The sequence below is a fragment of the Treponema sp. OMZ 840 genome, assembly GCF_050937815.1.
Taxonomy (GTDB): domain Bacteria; phylum Spirochaetota; class Spirochaetia; order Treponematales; family Treponemataceae; genus Treponema_C.
In genome coordinates, this window is the sequence record NZ_JACDIJ010000009.1 from 62,049 (window position 1) to 77,405 (window position 15,357).

Below are 15,357 nucleotides of genomic sequence, written 5' to 3' on the forward strand. Positions count from 1 at the left end.
ATGACGTCGAACGCTATTGACGTAGAAAAACTCAATACTCTCGTTGAAATCAACGCCCGTATAAACGGAAGTTATTTCGATTTGGACGCATTGCTTGTGCACATTCTTGAATCGGCAATGCGTCTTGTTAAATGCGAAGCATCTTCACTTTTGTTTGTGGAAAATGCCGATACGCTCAAGTTTAGGGTGGCTTTGGGACCTGCAGGCATTCAAGCCCGTGAAATTCCGGTTGCCGTAAAAGGCAGTATTGCAGGCTGGGTAGTCGAAAATAACGAATCTCTAATTATAAACGATGTGCTCAGCGATCCGCGTTTTTTCGGCGCGGTGCAGGAAAAAACCGGTTACGTAACCAAAACCATGATTGCCGTTCCCCTGCGTTTTAAAAATGCCTGTATCGGTGTTATTGAGCTTTTGAATAAGGATGCCGGCATTCCCTTTAACCGCGGCGATCTTGATATCTTGGAGCTGTTAAGCGTGCAAGCCGGTATTGCATATCAAAATGCATCGGCTTACCGTCAAGCCCGCGCAGAAATACGCGAACTTGAATCCGCTATTTCAGAAGGAAGCGATTTTCACCGCTTTATCGCCGCCGATGAGTCGGTTTTGGATTTGTTAAAAGTAATAGAACAAATAGCGGAAACGAATTCTTCCGTTCTTCTTTTAGGCGAAAGCGGGGTGGGCAAAGAACTGTTTGCCGAGCGCATACACTTAAAAAGCGCCAGAGCCGACAAGCCCTTTGTGCGCGTCAATTGTGCCGCTTTATCCGAGCAGTTGCTTGAAAGCGAACTGTTCGGTCATGTGCGCGGCGCCTTTACCGATGCCGTATCCGATTCTATCGGCCGTTTTGAAACTGCAAACGGCGGTACCCTGTTTTTGGACGAAATAGGGGAGTTGCCTTTTAATTTACAGGCAAAGCTTTTGCGCGTTATTCAAAGCCGCAGTTTTGAAAAGGTCGGTTCAAGTAAAACGATTTCGGTGGATGTGCGGATTATCGCCGCTACAAACCGCGATTTGGAAGCAATGATAAAAGAAGGCACATTCCGATCCGATTTATATTTTAGGCTTAATGTATTGCCGATAACGGTGCCTCCGCTGCGGCGCAGGCGCGGCGATATTGAGCCGCTTGCCGAATTCTTCAGGAAAAAATTCAGCACGGAAACAAAGAAGAATTTTACCGGTTTTTCGCGTGATGCACTGCATTTGCTGTATACCTATACATGGCCGGGTAATATCCGTGAATTGGAGAATTCCATAGAGCGCGCCTGCGTGCTGGGAAAGCCGCCGCTGATAGAGGCTTCGGATCTCAGATTGAATTGTCCCGAAATTTCAAGCGGTATTTGCGGTTTTTCGGAAGCCGAACATGCGAATATATCATTAAAGAATGCGTTGTATTATTTTAAAAAACAATATGTTACAAGAGTATTGGAGCAAACGGGATGGAACCAAACGGAGGCTGCAAAGGTGCTTGATGTTCAGCGTACCTATGTTTCGCGTTTGATGCATGAGCTTGCAATACGCTGAGTACAGGACTACAGGAGTTAGTATGGAACAAACCGAAAAAAAGACCCTAAGTGATTATATCGGCGGCTTTATCGTATCGTATAGAAAGCCGATTATCGGATTGCTTATTTTTATTTTTGCCGCAGCTCTTGCAACGGGTATAGTATTGTCCGTTTTATCGGCACAAAAAAAAGCCGGTCTTATAAAATTCGATGCTTTGGAATTCGAGTACAATAAAATTCAAGATGCGGAAAACGGCAATGAGGACAAAAAAAATGAAATCAGTGCCGGATTAAAAGCTCTTGCCGAAAAATCGTCGGGTATTGTGCGCACCCGTGCCGCAATGCTGGCCGCCGATATCGCATTTAAAGATAAAAATTGGGAAGAATCCCGAACCTATTGGCTTTTGGCGGCGGAATCCCAAAAAAAATCCTATACGGCGCCCCTTTGTTTTTACAATGCGGCCGTGTGCAGCGACGAAATGGGAGATTCGGAAAAAGCGGTGTTGTATTTTACGACGGCTTCGCAAAACGCCGACTTTCCTCTTGTTTCCCGCGCATTGTTTAATGCCGGACGTATAGAAGAAAGCCGCAGTAATTATGCGCAAGCGGCCGAATATTATCAAAAACTTAACGATTCTTACAGCGGAACCGATTGGGCCGATTTAGGTAAAAGCCGCGTAATTGCACTGCGTGCTTCGGGGAAAATCGAATAGGGAATTAAAACGGTTTTATGTCGGAAGGTACGGTAAAAAATAAAATACGGCGGTTTTTACTTTTTGTGCCGCTGTGTTTTATAGGCTTATATACCTGCTGCGGCTTGGAAACTTTTTATGAAATAAAACCGCCGTACGGCGCAATTGCGCAAAATCCCGCCGACGGTGTAACGATTCCGCAGCCGCCGGTACACGGCAGCGAAAGCCGTAAATTCGAGTTTTCAACGGAGGCGAACAACGGTGCGGGTTTTATAGCCCCCGGTACGGAAGTATACTACCGTATTTACAATTCCGTGGAAAAATTACAGCAGGATGCAAAAGCCGTTAATGCCGCAAATACGGATGTTGCCGGCAACGGTTTTTTTAAAATGAAAAGCTTATATTACACACCGCTTCGAATTAAAGACGGCGGGAAAAATCAGGATTTGCTTATAGAAGGGGCGCATAGGGTTGTTATACGCTTAGCCGATGAAGAAGCGTATACGGGCGGCGTTTTTTTGGACGGTACGCTGACCTTTGAGCCCGTACTTCGCAATAAAGATATATCGTTCGACCTTATACCGTCTGCGCCGAATCCGCAGCCGCCCCTTCAAACCGATAGCGATTTTGATTTTTCAGGAAACGAAAGCGGTTATTGGTATGTAAATGCGTATGCCGTTTCCGTCGGGCTGCTTTCTTCTACATGGACACGATCGGTAAGTAAAGTATTGCCGCTCGGTTTTTTGGCATTTAAAAAAGAATAAGGATATTTTTGCTTTTTTATATTACGATTACAGTCGATAATAAAAGTATGAAAAAGCTTGCAGTCGTTTTTTTTGTTTTTTCTTTTACCGTTTTACTGTATGCCGGGAATAAGGTAACCTTTTCTGCCGGTGCCGCCTATACGCACTATTTTTTGCAAAATAAACTGGATCCGAGTGCCGCACATACTTCTCCGTCCTGGTCGGGTATGAAAACCGGCATAGTACGTGAAAAAATCACGGGGCCTGCTTTGTCGGTCGATATACGTGCGCATTATTTTTACACAATGATGCAAATTTGCTTTGCAAAAAACGATTTTAGTGATATACTGAATACAGGTAATTTAAGTGCTGCTTTGGTTAATTCCGGTGCATATGTTTTGGATATACAGTCCGGAGCCGGCTATACCTTTTTTAGGAACAAACCGGTGACTGTTTTTCTGGGCGGCGCTCTGGGATTTAACGCACGGAATCTTGCTATAAAGATATCCGGAAACGAATACACACGCACTGATATTATTTTCGGAACAGGTGTAAATGCTTTGCTTTCCTGTTATCCGCTTTCTTTTTTGGGCTTATATATGGGAGTAGCCGACACTGTGTATTTTTTACCGCTTAAAACCGTGCGTAAATTTGACGACGGACAGTTAAAAGCTTCGGTAATAAAAAGTTTGGTTGCAAACAGTTTTAACGTAAAAGCGGGTATTGCAATTCGTTTGTAAAAAAGCAGTAATTAATGAGGAGGAATGCTGCTGAAAATCGAAGTTAAAATGCTTCTATGTTTTTAACGGCATTTTGAGAATTCCTACTTAAATTATAATACGAGGGGAGTACTCTATGCGAAAAATACTATTATTTTTAACGACGACTGTATTACATATCTTCATTATATCGAGTTGTACCGTTTACGGACATAAGGATGTGTATTCGGATATCAAAGATAAAAACGGCGCAGAGCAAAATGTGATTATCTTTTTTGATGACGAACGCTTTATTACTACAGAGTTCAGCAGTTTATCGGATAAACCCTCCGAAGTTCTTTCCGGTTCGTATTCATTACGGGGAAGCTATGACGGCACGGCACAAAATACATCATTTCTCTGTACTAATTGCAGTACCTTTCCTCTTATGCGTCTTCATACGTATGAAGTCAGCTTTGATTACCGAATATTGACGGAACAAAACGACGGCTTTGAAGTGCTTTTTTATTCTCCTTCTGCGGCACTGCGGAACGAGTGGCTTAAAAGTCTTATTATTACCCAAAAAAATGGAATGGACGGTACGGCTTCGCTGCAATGTACATTGCTTGATTTTGACGATTATTCGATAAAATGGAATATTGTCGGAAAGGGTGCGATTGCAATCGATAATATATCCATAAAGCATGTAAACGGCAGTTCGGCGTCTTCATCTGCGGTTATGCTTTTTTCCGACATTGAAGCTACGAGTGCTTTAATTGCCGTTTCGGAAAAAACAATTACCAAAAAAGTGCAAAACAGGCCTTCTCTTGCCATTTTTTCACCTTGGACCGGTGTAAACCCCATAGATGAGTGCGATTGCAAAGAAACGCCCTATTCTTTAATTTGGACATCGCGGGGAACTTCGGCCGATATCGAATCGCCGCATGCAGTTCTTTCGGCAGAAGAAAAGTACCGTATGTATTCCGATACCGATACGCTTTATGTTATATCGGCGCAGTGGAATGCTTGGATGCCGTCGGAAAATACCCTGTCTAAATATTCTCCCTTTTTTCTTGATGAATCTTTTAAACCTCACAACCGTTCCGAATATCCGGAAACGCTTATGCTGAATTTTGAACATCGGGATTGGCCCGCTTTATTGGCCGAAAAAGCCGCCAATTATAAAAAAGCGGGCTTTGACGGCTTGTTGTTCGATTGGTGGAATAATGAAGCGGGAAACGGCAGAAGTACAAAAAAAGTCGAAGCGGTGCGTTCGAAAATCTTAAAAAAAATCCGCCAAAAGGTCGGAGACGGTTTTGTTCTTATGGGTAATGTGAACTGGAATGTCGAAGATTCGAGTACAAAATATCTTTCCGGGGTATTCCTCGAATTGTGGAAAGAATGGCCCGAACGCCCCTACAGTTTAACCTATGAAGACGAAGCCGTCAACGGTATTTTTTCGATTCAGCGGATGGAAGACACATTGCGGCATTGGGATTCGGTTTTGCTTTGGCCTAAAATCATTGCCGTTGAAAATTGGAAGGTAACAAAAAACAATTACATTTCCGACAGATACAGTGAAGAAAACTACCGGTTTGCAAAATTGTTTGCCGCAATGACCTGCGTTATTCCCGAAAACGGCTATTTTTTGTATGCCGACAATAATAAAGATATCGCCGGTTCCGATCACGACCATGCCTACTATGATTTTTATAATACCGATTTCGGAAAACCTGTTTCCAATATGATAACGATAAAGGACGGGGTTGCATACAAAGAATACGAAAACGGTATCATTGCATATAACAGAACGCTTGCGCCGGCGGTTTTTGTTACTGCAAGCGGTATGAAGATTCATACGAGTGCTTTGGGAGGCGTCTTTATTCCCCGCTGATTTTATATTTTGTATTATGATTTTACAAAAAAAGTGCAAGACCGCTTAACTGATGTTGCGGTCTATACTTTTTTTTGCTATACTGTAAAAACCCACTATGTAAACCGAATGTAATATTCGGATAAAAGGAGATAACGGAACTATGGTTCAAAAAAAGGCTGAAGCTCAACCCAACCGTATTCACAAACGTACCCGTTCTATCGGTACCAAATTATTGCTTTTTACGCTTCTTTTGTTATCGGTTCAGTATGCAATCATTGCATATAAAGATTGGCGCAGTATTGAACAGTTTTCCGAAAATCAAGTCCAAACAATTGCGGATCTTAAACATGCTGCCTTTAATAATGAGGTAAACAGTTATGCACTTATCGGACGCATATTATTGGATAATATTGTTTACAATGAACCTATAATTAAAGCTTTTGCAAGTCGCGACAGGCAGGAATTGTTGGCGTTAACGCTTCCGCTTTTTAAAAATATGAAACAAAAATATAGGGCGCAGCAATTTCATTTTCATACTGCACCTGCCGTTTCTTTTTTGCGCGTACAAAATCCTGCAAAGTTCGGCGATGATCTTTCCGCATTTCGAAAGACGATTCTTGAAGCGAATAAGCAGCAAAAAGAAATATGCGGTCTTGAAGTCGGCGTAAGCGATTTGGGCTTTCGTGTCGTAAAACCCCTGTTTACTGCGGCCGGTCAGCATATCGGAAGCGTTGAGTACGGCGGGGCGATAAACAATCAATTTATCGAGCAGCTTGTTGCAAATTGTACTCAGGATGTGTTAAGCGGCGGTATGGATGTAAGCATTTGTGCGCGTACTTTGGATAATGAATATAAAATGATGGGATCGAACTTCGAACGGGAACCGGAAAGCGGCGCCGATTTTATTATGAATTCATTGACCGATGACGGCATTGTTCGCATGGAAGGCAACTATGCGGTTGCTTATTACCCGCTTAAGGATTTTTCGGATAAATCGGTCGGTTATGTCAAATTCCGTTTTTCGATTGAAAATATTATTGCAAGCCGAAATGCTTTTTTTATAAAAACAACGGTTGTTTTAATTGTCATTTTGTGTCTTTTTATATTAACCATTACCCTGTTTACCCGTATGTTTATTATAAAACCGGTTAATAAGGTTATTCATGCTTTAAAAAATATTGCCGAAGGCGATTTAACCGTGCGGCTGCCCGTTGTGGGAAACGACGAAATTGCAAAACTTTCGCAGTACTTTGAACAAACGATTGAAAAAATCAGCTCGGTAATAAAATCGGTCTCCGAAAATACGGGAAAAATGCAAGTTGTCGGAGAAAAGCTGGCGAATAATATGAATGAAACCGCAGCTTCCGTCGCTCAAATCAGTAAAAATATAGAATCCGTACAAGCTGAAACGATAAATCAAAGTGCAAGCGTTACCGAAACTTCCGCAACAATTGAAGAAGTGATTAAAAACCTTAAACAACTGGACGACAACATAGAAATGCAGGCTGCAAGCGTAGCCGAATCTTCGGCGGCTGTAGAAGAAATGGTTGCAAATATCGGATCCGTTTCGAAAACATTGGAAAAAAACAATGCGGTTATAAAAACCGTCTATGATCAAACCAAAAACGGTAAAGACGGTGCACGTTCGGCAAACGAAGTCGTAAGCCAAATAGCCGAAAAATCGGAATCGCTTCTTGAAGCAAGTCAAATTATTCAAAACATTGCAAGCCAAACGAATCTTTTAGCTATGAATGCTGCAATTGAAGCCGCCCATGCCGGCGAAAGCGGAAAGGGATTTGCCGTCGTTGCCGATGAAATCAGAAAACTTGCCGAAGAGTCGAATATGCAGGGTAAGCAAATTACCGATGTTATAAAAGATTCGATACAAATCATAGGTAATTTGACTGTTGCCGGCGCCGGTGCGGAAAAAACCTTCGCCGAAGTCTATGAATTGGTAAATCAAATATCGCAGCAGGAAGAATTGATTGTGGGTGCAATGAAAGAGCAGGAAAATGCAAGCTTGGAAGTATTGACGGCAATACGCAGTATAAACGAAATAACCGTCGGTGTCCGCGATGCTTCGGGTGAAATGTTGCGCGGCGGCGAACAAGTTGCACAGGAAATGCACAAGCTTAACGAAATAACCCATGCGATAAACAAGCGCATGGCGGGCATGGTTTCGGCATCCGACCAAATTAATCATGCAGTACAAGCCGTAAACAGCGTTACGCAGGAAAATACGGCCAGTATTGAAAGTTTGGCCGATGAGGTGGGTAAATTCAAGGTGTAACAACCGTTTAAAACGATAAGGGGCTTTGCAATGAAAATGTCCGTTGAAAAACTGAAACAGGTAAACACGGTATTTACCTTTGTGTTTTTTATACTTATATCGCTGTTTGCTGCCGGAGTTCTTGTATATACGGCCGTCGATTTTATAGGCGGCTTGAGCCGTTCTTATGAGCGCGGTGTGGATATTATAGAAAACATCGAAAATGCCGACGAACTTATATATTCTACGGAATTTATAGGTGCAATTAAGGATGTGTATGTCTTCGCAAAAACAGGCGGCGCAGTTTCCTTAGGTTTTGAAAAATCAGACGTCTGGAAGGCTACAGGCTATAACAGTTATTCGGATCATTCGGCTGCGGATGAAATTCTTAACTTTTATTTTGTTCCAAAGTATGCAAACAAAAGCAGCCCCTTGTTTGAACAAGACGTTATGATAGTCTTTTATCAGTTCGTGCAGGAAGAGGACGGCAATAAAAACGGATTGTACACGCCGTTACCTAAAAATGTATATATTGCGGCGCTTAGGGATACGGACGGCGATAAAAAGTTGACTTTCAAGGACGATACCGCCCTCTATGTTTCCGAATACGACGGCAGCAGTTTAAAAAAGATTTCAGACAGTGTTTTTGGCTGCCAAGCCTCCGGCAATACCGAGATTCTTTTTTGCGAATATGAAAACAACCGCTGTATTTATAAAGTCTATAATATGGACGATGATACGGTAAAAACCGTTTTTACCGCCGCCGGAACGGAACCTGAAAAGAATTTTCACCGGTTTTATCGAGTTTTTAACTGATGCGTATACGGCCTCACCATATTTTATGTATGCGCGCCTTTAGAGGGCACGGTTATTCTCCTTCCTTTGTGAACAATATGCATACCGTGATAGCGCGCATAAAAAAAGAAGGCAGGCTTGAAATTATTTCGGGCTGTGACGATATTTGTTCCTCTTGTCCTCATTTGATTCAAGATAAGGCCGGGGGAGAGGAATTCCGTGACGCCAATTTCGCGCTTTGTGACGGCGAAGAAAAAATTACGGCTATCGATGCAAATGTCTGCGCTTTTTTAGGCATAAGCGAGGGGTTTTACACTTGCAGCGAGCTTGAGCGCAAAGTTAAAAGCGAACTGACCGAAGCCGCTTTTGAAGTAATTTGCGCCCCCTGCGAATGGAAACAACGCGGCGTATGTACCTACGAGGTTGTGTACGGGAGATCTTAGTTTTCGTAGGGAGGAGCGTGTTCGGCAGCTGCTTCGGCAGGCTACGTCTGTCTTGTGCCGTCTTCGGTGTAGGCGGAGATAACGTGTTTTTGTCTTCTCCCTACGGCTATGTTGTAGAGTGAATATATACCGCTTGCACCCGTGAACGATGAGGTGAAAAAGCATAATCAAAACTTACCCGGCATGGGCGGCATATATAACACGGTGAACTTCCATTTGTGCCATTATGCCGGCATCGGGCAGCGAAGCGACAGCGAGCTTCAAGCCAATAATCCGGTGAAGTATATTGACCCGACGGGAGAGTACCGTGTCATTTTTCACCTCTATCTTGGAGTCATCATGCTCCGCAAAGATGGGCAGGATATTTTGACATATATGATAAAGCTTCTGTGCTTCTGTTTTTTAATATTAACGGTACTAAATTAGAAGGTCAAGATTTTACTGTAAGAATGTGGAAAGGAAATTATGGACTTGCAGGGGCAGGAGGAGAAATAGGGCTTTATACTCCGGGAGGTCGTTCTTTGAACAGAAGTGATTTGAAGAAACTGGGAATAGAATCGTCTTCATTTAAACTTATCGATAATGAAAGCGGTGAGACATTGTTGAGTAACAAAGAAAATAAGCCAAGCTTTTGGACTACGGGTTTCAAACCTACAAAACATAAACATAAAGATAAACTTACAGCGGAATTTACATTGAATTTTAAAGATGAAGCCAGTGCTGAGAATTTCTTTAACCAGATAAGTGGCAGTAAACAAAAAGAAAAAGCAGAAAACTATTATTGGAATGGGAAAGGGGATGTCAGTGTAAGTAGTAACGGTAATTCTGTACACTTCCGATATGGAACAAAACAGGAGGAATAATATGAAAAAAGTGTTTATAACCATTAATTTAGTTTTATCAACTGTTGTCATAGGAGCAAAAGAAATGCCGCTGAGTAATTATCATTTTTATGTAGCCGTTTATAGAGAAGATGTAGAATGGGTACAAAAGCACCTGGAAGCGGGATACAATCCCAATAAATGCAGAGGAGAGGCCGGATGGTATGATTCAAAGCCGTTAAAAGTTTTGGTAGAACAGTTAATAGGAGCATATAAACCACGCCACGAAAATGGTGTGGTTATTTATCCTGCTATTGAGATATTTAATCTATTAACAAAATATGGAGCTAACGTCAATCAGCTACCGTATGTATGGGATAGGATTCATACATATGATAATGTTCGTTTAAATAGACTTTTGAAGTTTTGTGATGAAGATCAATCAAGTCATAGAACTGCAGAAAGAATGAAAGAAGATGAAGATAGAGAAATAGAAAATATTAATCGTCTTCTTAATGCCCTTTTACAAGCGGGAGCGGATCCCAATATGAAGGGACATCCTTTCCCATTCGGAAGAAGTAAGAGACTTCTTTTCTTTACGGATAAAAAAGCGTTTAAGTATTTTAATAGTGCAGAGGCTACAACACCGTTATATGAAGCAATAAAGAAGGGTATACGGTGGGAAAGTCAAGTTGATTTATTGTTGGACTACGGAGCGCTATTGGATGAAAGCTGTCTTGAGGCCGCAAGGTTGAGCGGGGATAAAGAAATGATAGAGAAAATAGATAAATTATGGCAACGGAAAGGTAAGTAGGTTTGTGGTATGCTTCTTATAAAGCCGGACAAGCTATTGTTATCACTGGTGGTGCTCCTTCTGTATATGCAGGAAAAGCTGCTATTGCCACTTTTGCATCGGGAAGTTTTTTTGTGGCCCATGGTATTGGGAGAATTACAGGGGCACATAATAAGAAAATTGAAGATGAAATAGTAAGTGGCTTTAAACCGTTAATGAAATCAGTTGTTGATTCAAGAGAAAGAAAGGATTAATATGAAGTGGGGTGCATGGTTATTGGTAATAATGTTGCTATTAGTTGATATACAAATATTTGTTAATGCTGTACTTGACCCTTTCCTCAAAAAGAAAAAAGGAGATACAAATGTACGGTATAGTATAATAGGGGTAATTTTAGTTTGCAGTATTACGTTATATTTATTAATATTTTTAATTTTGAAAATTATGGGGAAAATGCCTGATCTATAATACCTTCTTAAAAAACTATAGAATAGTGAACAAATACGAACGCATAGAATACACACCCTACGGAGAATACCGGATAGAAAATTCACATGCAGCAGGTATTTTGAAAAGCCTTTTTTTTACGAGTTTTGCAGAGCAAAACTCGGTAAGCAACCGTAAGGTTGCGTCGTTTACGGGTAAAGAGCGCGACGAGGAAACAGGACTGTATTATTACGGCGCACGTTACCTGGACCCCAGAACAAGCCGCTGGCTGAGTGCGGATCCGGCGTTGGGGGAGTATATGGCGGGTTCGTCTGTCGGTGCAGGCGGGATTTATAATCAGGTAAACTTTAATTTGTATCATTATGCAGGGAATAATCCTGTTAAATATATAGATCCTGATGGTAGAGAAATTAATAATCATGACGGTACATATACTATTGAAAAGGGGGATACTCTTTGGAAAATATATGGAGCCGATTGGCAGAAAAAGTCGGGCTATAAAGGAGACCCTACAAAACTTCAGCCAGGAGATGTAGTTGGAAATAAAGTTTGCGAATTTAAAAAACAGGAATCCGATAAAGGCGTAGATTTAAATTTCTTCCCAGATGGAGAAGACGATAAAGATATACATAATTATGCCGGATTAGTAGATAATCCCAAAGATGAATTTGTTATTGGTGGACATGGTTCAACTGAAGGTTTTCAAGATCGAAATGGTAAAAATGTTAGTCCTAAAGATTTAGCAACATTGATAAAGAATAATCCTAATTATCATGAAAATATGAAAATTAAAATGCTATCTTGCAATCTTGGAGGTAAAACTGATGGATATTTAAACTATGCACAACGCTTAGCAAATGCAATGGGAACAGGTGTTGAAGTTTATGGAGCAACTGAACTCTGTTGGTATTTTTCTGATGGTAGTATTTCTGTAGCTGGAAAAAATTTAATCTTTAAAGGGCAACCAAGTTGGATTTTTAGAAGGGGTGAATTTAAATGCTTCACAGCACAATAAAAAAAGGAATCCTAATAATGATTATAATACAAGTTCTGTTATTATGTAGTTGTAGTGCTAATTCAAAAAAGGTTGTTACAAGTTGGGGTCAATATAATTATTCTTTTTGGGAAGTTTTAACCTTAAAAAGGCGAGCAAAGAAAAATGATTCCGAATCAGCTTATAAATTAGGAATGTATTATTACTTAATTGAAAAGAATAATAAAATTTCTCAATACTATTTCAATATTGCTGCTGAAAATGATTATACTCCGGCAATAAAGGAAGTAATCGTGTATAAAAGTCTTCTTGGAACAGAGGAAAGCACGGTAATAATTAACAAATATATTCTTAGATTAAAGGTTTTAGCAATAGATGAAAATTTGCCAGAAGATTATTACATAAAAAAACTGAATTTAGAAGATATTGAATGAATTTCCCGTAAACAAATTTTTTCCCTATATAAATGCGCAATCATTACGAGGTGAAGAAGCACAACCAAAACCTGCCCGGCATGGGCGGGATATACAATAAGGTGAACTTTCACTTGTACCATTACGCGGGCATCGGGCAGCGAAGCGACAGCGAGCTTCAAGCCAATAATCCGGTGAAGTATATTGATCCGGATGGAAGAGTTTTTAATATCATCGCGGCGGGTGCGGGTGCCATTGTAGGAGCAGGTGTCGGAGCTGTAACAACAGCTCTTGCAGGTGGTTCAAAAAAAGATATAGCAGCGGCGGCGCTAGGCGGAGCTGCTGGCGGCGCATTGGCAGGATTTACTTGCGGAGCTTCACTTGTTGTTACAGCCGCTGTTACTGGAGCTGCTGTAGCCGCAGGCGTTGATATTGCCATAAATGCATATCAGGGAAACGATTTATTAGATGGTGTTGATAAAGCCGTGTTGGGCGGCGGAGTTGGGGGCGGTGTCGGTTATGTTGCGGGAGTTGCCATTGGAACTGCAGCATCGGAGTTAAAATACAAACCATCTAAAAATCATTCTATAACGCAAGGCAGAGTAGGATCATTAAAAACTGAAGGGAAGCCAAATTCTAGTATTGATTTATATGACAAAAAAGGCAACCTTTTGCAAAGGAGATTCTATGGAAAAGATGGAAAAGTAACTATAGCTGTTGATTTCTCTCATGGGAATGAGGATGGTTCTCACTCTTTCCCTCATAAACATGTATGGGACTGGAGCAAAGGATATCCTCAAAGATTACCGGAGTAAAGAAATATGGAATTTAGAAAGATTTGTACGGATAAAGATATTATGGACTTTATGAAAGAGTTTGACTTTTTCCATGACAGTTGCATAAAAGAAATCCATTATATAAGTGGCTGTTTTGTAACAAATGATAGGTCTATGCATCCTATCAATTCAAAAAGAAAACTTTCCATTGTTTTTGAAAGTCAACAAGCGAAATGTAAAAGTATAGAACTTCTTTTTGATAAAATAGTAGAATTGCATTTGATTCCAGAAACTGAAGAGTACGATTGTATTATACGAGGGGTCTCCTTTAAGAGGATAAATGATTTTTTCTATTGGGCAAATTGGATGGATTTTTCACTTGATGATTTGCCTATAGATCTTGGCACATATATAATAGCGAAGTCTGTAAGTTGGCGGGAAACTCTATGAACGTTTCATTTGTGTATTCTTGTCTCATAATATACATTCTATTGAGTCGTGCTAAAAACAAACTCCGGAAAAAGTGCAAAATATTCAGTAACAGTCGAAATACTATTTTACAATTCGGCATTGGTAGGTTATAATAAAACGATTTAAAAGGGATTTTCTGCAAGATATTCCCATGAAATGTTTTGCAGTTTTGATCTTTGACAATTCAGCAGCGGCTCAAAATCATGGCGTTTGAGCTGTAGAAAAAGTATATTCGGTAAGAGTATGCTTTTTCTACAGAAGCTATAAACAAATTTCTTGCACATAAAAAATCTTCCAAAAATAATTTGAGATGCTTTAGAAACGTTTATATAAAAGCGTGAGGGATTGCAGCGGTGTGCAAGCGGGCATCTTAAATATCGCTGCCCGCTTGCGCTACATTGCTTTAAGTTCGCACATTTGAAAATGTGCTCACACTTAAAGATGTTATCGAGCGTAAGCGGACCCCCGAAAAGCGGTTCAACACTGTACTTCCGTGTACAGTGTTGAACACGAGTTTCACATAGGTGAAACTCGCAATAAGTAATGTAATTGTGCCATCCATGGCACGCAGCCGATAAAACCTTACAGCTAAAGGGGAACGTTTAAACACAGCGTCGAAAATAGATATTTTCTGTGGTTGACGAATTTAAAGGAACGCCCGTATAATAAAGAATATGGTAGCAGGTAGGCGAGTTTTTTCAGACGCAACACAGAGCAGTCCGAGCGGCTGTAAAAAACTCGGTAAGCACGGCTCGCGTAAGAGAGCCGTGCGACGAAGTGCACACCTTATTACCGACTACAAGGGGGATGAATACGAAAGAGTAGAATACACACCCTACGGAGAGTATTGGATAGAAAAAAGAGCGCCGGAAAACAGAACACTGCCGTTTAAGTTCACAGGGAAAGAACGCGACGAGGAAACCGGACTGTATTATTACGGCGCACGATACCTAGACGCTAAAACATCAAGGTGGCTGACAACAGACCCGGCACTGGGGGAATATATACCGCTTGCGCCGGTGAACGATGAGGCAAAAAAGCATAACCAAAATTTACCCGGTATGGGCGGAATATACAACACGGTGAATATGCACTTGTATCACTATGCGGGCAATAATCCGGTGAAGTATACGGACCCGGATGGGAGAGTGGCTTTTGATGCTCGTTGGTGGAATAGAAACTGGGATAATTTAATAAGTTTAGGTATCAACTTTTCAGAATTTGTCACAGACGTTGGAATCGCAGGTACGACAGGAATAACCAGAGCTGGAGCTTTTTATGGGACAGCAATGGCTGTTCATGGTGGATTAAATACGGCTGTTTCTGTTTGTAAAATTACTTATACGACAATTATGGCTGATATGTATGGAGATGCTTATGCTGATAGGCTTGATGCAAGATTACCAGATACAGCATTAGGATTTGTTGGATTTATGATGGGATCGCTTGCAGATGCCATGGTGGGATATTCTGGTTCAAATTCAGCTGAAAAGGTAGGAGCTCTTTTTGATATTTTTGATACTGCTTGTGGAATAACTATATCAATGAACCTTGGTAACTTAAATAAAGCAGTCGATTCTTTTACAAAAGATGTAGGGAATATAATTCCTAAAAAGGATTTGTT

General features: G+C 40.9%; 14 protein-coding genes and 3 pseudogenes. All 17 read left to right on the forward strand.

What is annotated here, in order from left to right; translation table 11 throughout:
• Nucleotides 1–1,521, forward strand: coding sequence for a sigma-54 interaction domain-containing protein (locus H0R92_RS10865; RefSeq protein ID WP_432964518.1), 1,521 nt, complete (start codon nt 1–3; stop codon nt 1,519–1,521).
• A 22-nt stretch (nt 1,522–1,543) separates the two neighbouring features.
• Nucleotides 1,544–2,215, forward strand: a complete 672-nt coding sequence (locus tag H0R92_RS10870) for a tetratricopeptide repeat protein (RefSeq protein ID WP_432964521.1) — start codon at nt 1,544–1,546, stop codon at nt 2,213–2,215.
• 17 nt (nt 2,216–2,232) lie between these two features.
• On the forward strand, nt 2,233–2,958 hold the full coding sequence (locus H0R92_RS10875; protein WP_432964524.1) for a hypothetical protein: 726 nt from the start codon (nt 2,233–2,235) through the stop codon (nt 2,956–2,958).
• Between the two features lie 47 nt (nt 2,959–3,005).
• Nucleotides 3,006–3,677, forward strand: coding sequence for a hypothetical protein (locus H0R92_RS10880; RefSeq protein WP_432964527.1), 672 nt, complete (start codon nt 3,006–3,008; stop codon nt 3,675–3,677).
• 115 nt (nt 3,678–3,792) lie between these two features.
• Nucleotides 3,793–5,529: a hypothetical protein gene (locus tag H0R92_RS10885; RefSeq protein WP_432964530.1), complete on the forward strand. Its 1,737-nt coding sequence runs from the start codon at nt 3,793–3,795 to the stop codon at nt 5,527–5,529.
• A gap of 142 nt (nt 5,530–5,671) precedes the next feature.
• Nucleotides 5,672–7,801, forward strand: coding sequence for a methyl-accepting chemotaxis protein (locus tag H0R92_RS10890; RefSeq protein WP_432964533.1), 2,130 nt, complete (start codon nt 5,672–5,674; stop codon nt 7,799–7,801).
• 30 nt (nt 7,802–7,831) lie between these two features.
• Complete coding sequence (locus tag H0R92_RS10895) at nt 7,832–8,596, forward strand: hypothetical protein (RefSeq protein WP_432964536.1); 765 nt, start codon at nt 7,832–7,834, stop codon at nt 8,594–8,596.
• Nucleotides 8,597–8,625: 29 nt separating this feature from the next.
• Nucleotides 8,626–9,018 carry a DUF1284 domain-containing protein gene (locus tag H0R92_RS10900; RefSeq protein ID WP_432964539.1) on the forward strand — a complete coding sequence of 131 codons (393 nt, stop codon included), beginning with the start codon at nt 8,626–8,628 and terminating at the stop codon, nt 9,016–9,018.
• Nucleotides 9,019–9,138: 120 nt separating this feature from the next.
• Nucleotides 9,139–9,321, forward strand: a pseudogene (locus H0R92_RS10905) (hypothetical protein); the annotation flags it as partial.
• A gap of 86 nt (nt 9,322–9,407) precedes the next feature.
• Nucleotides 9,408–9,881, forward strand: a complete 474-nt coding sequence (locus H0R92_RS10910; RefSeq protein ID WP_432964542.1) for a DUF4474 domain-containing protein — start codon at nt 9,408–9,410, stop codon at nt 9,879–9,881.
• A 1-nt stretch (nt 9,882) separates the two neighbouring features.
• Nucleotides 9,883–10,653 (forward strand): hypothetical protein, encoded by a 771-nt coding sequence (locus H0R92_RS10915; protein ID WP_432964545.1) that lies wholly within the window; start codon nt 9,883–9,885, stop codon nt 10,651–10,653.
• A 2-nt stretch (nt 10,654–10,655) separates the two neighbouring features.
• Nucleotides 10,656–10,886, forward strand: a complete 231-nt coding sequence (locus H0R92_RS10920; RefSeq protein ID WP_432964548.1) for a hypothetical protein — start codon at nt 10,656–10,658, stop codon at nt 10,884–10,886.
• Between the two features lie 245 nt (nt 10,887–11,131).
• A pseudogene (locus H0R92_RS10925) lies at nt 11,132–11,485 on the forward strand (RHS repeat-associated core domain-containing protein); the annotation flags it as partial.
• A gap of 626 nt (nt 11,486–12,111) precedes the next feature.
• Nucleotides 12,112–12,507, forward strand: a complete 396-nt coding sequence (locus H0R92_RS10930; protein ID WP_432964551.1) for a hypothetical protein — start codon at nt 12,112–12,114, stop codon at nt 12,505–12,507.
• 101 nt (nt 12,508–12,608) lie between these two features.
• Nucleotides 12,609–13,301 carry a hypothetical protein gene (locus tag H0R92_RS10935; protein ID WP_432964596.1) on the forward strand — a complete coding sequence of 231 codons (693 nt, stop codon included), beginning with the start codon at nt 12,609–12,611 and terminating at the stop codon, nt 13,299–13,301.
• 6 nt (nt 13,302–13,307) lie between these two features.
• Nucleotides 13,308–13,712 (forward strand): hypothetical protein, encoded by a 405-nt coding sequence (locus tag H0R92_RS10940; protein ID WP_432964554.1) that lies wholly within the window; start codon nt 13,308–13,310, stop codon nt 13,710–13,712.
• Nucleotides 13,713–14,509: 797 nt separating this feature from the next.
• Nucleotides 14,510–14,893, forward strand: a pseudogene (locus H0R92_RS10945) (RHS repeat-associated core domain-containing protein); the annotation flags it as partial.
• Between the last annotated feature and the right edge of the window lie 464 nt (nt 14,894–15,357).